Raw genomic sequence first — 3,016 nt, 5'->3', positions numbered from 1 at the left:
TCTTCACCTGGTACGGGATCTCGGTGACGACGATCTGGTAGGTGCCGCGACCGGTGTCTTCCTTCTCCCACTTGGCGCGGGTGCGCACGCCGCCGCGACCGGTCTCGTAGGTCTCCAGCAGGCTCTCGCGGGATTCGACGATCACGCCGCCGGTCGGGAAGTCCGGGCCCGGCACGCGCTCCAGGATCTCGGCGGTGGTCGCCTCGGGCTTGGAGAGCAGCAGCAGGCAGGCGTCGATCAGCTCGGCCGGATTGTGCGGCGGGATCGAGGTGGCCATGCCCACGGCGATGCCCGACGAGCCGTTGGCCAGCAGGTTCGGGAAGCCCGACGGCAGGACCACCGGCTCCTCGTCCTGGCCGTCATAGGACGGCTTGAAGTCGACCGCGTCCTCGTCGATGCCGTCCAGCAGCAGCATGGCCGCGGCGGTCATCTTGCACTCGGTGTAGCGCATGGCGGCGGGGTTATCGCCGTCGATATTGCCGAAGTTGCCCTGGCCGTCGACCAGCGGCACGCGCTGGGAGAAGTCCTGGGCCAGGCGGACCAGGGCGTCGTAGATCGACTGGTCGCCGTGCGGGTGGAAGTTGCCCATCACCTCGCCGACGACCTTGGCGCACTTGCGCGCGCCGCCTTCGGGGTTGAGGCGCATGTTGTTCATGGCGTGCAGCACGCGGCGGTGCACGGGCTTGAGGCCGTCGCGCACGTCGGGCAGGGCCCGCGAGCCGATCGTCGACAGCGCATAGGCCAGGTAGCGCTTGGAAAGCGCTTCGCTCAGCGGTTCGTCGAGAATGCGATCGCCGTCGCCGGGACCGCCAGGGGGGAGGACTGGTTTGTTCATCTGGGAGATTCGTTACGCGTGAACGGCCACACTAGCCAATCCCGCGCGGCAAATCCTCCCTCTGAACGCCTTTTGTTCCCCCTCCCCGGACTCAGGCCTCGACCAGACGCGGATCGCCCGCCTCGATCGCCAGTTTCTTGCGCGTGGTCAGCACGCCGTCGCGGCGGCTGATGGCGTCCAGCACCTTGAACTCGGTGACCCAGCGCTGCGGCGTCACGTCGCAGATCGTATAGCCGCGCTGGCTGTTGTTGAACTTCAGCTGCGGGTTGGCGGCCTGGATCGCGGCATAGGCCGGCGTCTGGTCGACGCCGTCTCCGCCCGACGAGATCGAGGTCGTGACGAACTCCGTGGCGATCGGCCGGGCGTCGGGATGGGCGCCGTCCAGGAAGAGCTCGCCGGCGAAGTTCTGGTGCTCGTCGCCGGTCAGGACCACGGCGTTGGCGATCTTGCGGTCGCGGATCTGCTTGAGCAGGCGGTTGCGCGGGGTGCGATAGCCGGCCCAGCTGTCGGGATTGACCACCACGTCCGGACCGGGCGCGCGGTCCAGATCCATCATCATCACCTGCTGGGCCAGGACGTTCCAGGTCGCCTTCGACGCGGTCAGGCCGTCGATCAGCCACTTCTCCTGCTTGGCGCCCACCACCTCGGCGTCGGCCCGGTCGAGGGTGGCGCAAACCACCTGCTTGTCGCCGCACGGCTGGTCGGTGCGGAACTGGCGGGTGTCCAGCAGGTTCAGCTCCAGCAGTTTCCCCCAGGCGGCGCGGCGATAGATCTGGATCGACGTCCCGGCCGGGAAGGACGAGGCCCGCAGCGGCATGTTCTCGTAATAGGCTTGGGCGGCGGCTTCCCGGCGCAGGTTGAAGATCTTGGGATCGGTGCCGTCCTGGTCGGTGTCGCCGACCCAGTTGTTGTCCGTCTCGTGATCGTCCCAGACCACGAACCATGGGGCGGCGGCGTGGGCGGCCTGCAGGTCGGCGTCCATCTTGTACTGGGCGTAGCGGCGGCGGTAGTCGTCCAGGGCGTAGATCTCGCCGCCGAAGTGCTGGCGGACGGTCTCGCGCGGGCCGTCGGCGCCGTTCGACAGCCGGGCGCCCCGCCCTTCGTAGATGTAGTCGCCGTAGTGGAACACGAAGTCCGGGGCGTCCTGCGCCATCTTGCGATAGGCCGTGTAGTAGCCGCTCTCATAGTGTTGGCAGCCGACGACGGCGAAGCGGGCGCGGTCCAGGGCGGCGCCGGCGGCGGGAGCGGTGCGGGCCCGGCCCGTCAGGCTGCGCTCCTTGCCGGCCGTGAAGCGGTACCAATAGTCGCGGCCGGCCTCCAGGCCCGCGACCTCGACGTGGACGCTGTGGCCCAGCTCGGGCGTCGCCACGGCGGTTCCCTTGGCGACCACGGTCTTGAAGCCGCGATCGGCGGCCACTTCCCAGTCCACCGCGACCGGGGCCGTGGGCATGCCGTAGCCGATCTCGAACGGCTCGGGCGCCAGGCGCGTCCAGATCACGAAGCCGTCCGGCCACGGGTCGCCCGAGGCCACGCCCAGCTGGAACGGATACTGCGCGAACACCGCCTGGGCGAAGGCCTGGTTGCCGATCAGCGGGATGGCCATGGCCGTCACGGCCGAGGCCCCGAAGGTCTTGAGCAGACGGCGGCGGTTCAGGGCGTAGCGGTCGAGGACAACGGACATGGGCGGGACTCCACTGGGGTCCCTGCCCGATAGCGCCGCATTGTGACGGTTCGTCCGGCCCTCTGGCGCTAGGCGGCGTCCTGGATGTCGAAGCGCGCCACCCTGCCCTCCCGGAAACGGAAGACGWGTCCGACCGTCTTGTCCTTCAGCCCGTGGGCCTGCCCCTCCAGCGGCTTGCCGTCGAGATCGCGGATGGTCTGCCGGACCTCCGCGACGATCGCGCCATCGGCGGTGCGATGAAAGTCCACGGGTTCGACGTGCGGACTGACCACGGCCCACTGGCGGGTCCAGTAGGCGCGCACCGCCTCACGGCCATGGACATGGCCGCCGTCCATGCCGTTGGCCCAGGCGACATCGTCGGTGAGCTGGCTCAGCACGCCGTCGATGTCCCGCGCATTGAAGCGATCGTAGAGCCCTTCAAGAACTTTGACGGCGTCGTCCATAGGGTCTCTCCATGCGGCTTGCGTCGGCGGCGAACGCATTTACATATGCACATATGT

The 3,016-nt window shown here is 68.6% G+C and carries 3 protein-coding genes; all 3 read right to left on the bottom strand.

Annotated elements, in window-relative coordinates; translation table 11 throughout:
• On the bottom strand, positions 1 to 835 hold an 835-nt coding region (locus tag AC1DZ6_RS22375; RefSeq protein ID WP_477099323.1), incomplete at its 3' end, for a DNA gyrase subunit A.
• Between the two features lie 91 nt (positions 836 to 926).
• Complete coding sequence (locus AC1DZ6_RS22370) at positions 927 to 2,516, bottom strand: alkaline phosphatase D family protein (protein WP_477099322.1); 1,590 nt, start codon at positions 2,514 to 2,516, stop codon at positions 927 to 929.
• 68 nt (positions 2,517 to 2,584) lie between these two features.
• Positions 2,585 to 2,959: a nuclear transport factor 2 family protein gene (locus tag AC1DZ6_RS22365; protein WP_477099321.1), complete on the bottom strand. Its 375-nt coding sequence runs from the start codon at positions 2,957 to 2,959 to the stop codon at positions 2,585 to 2,587.
• Positions 2,960 to 3,016 lie beyond the last annotated feature (57 nt).

It is taken from the genome of Caulobacter sp. P1_B12_2 (assembly GCF_056406675.1).
Note: the sequence above shows the minus strand (reverse complement) of the source record. Positions and strands in the feature narration are given on the sequence as shown.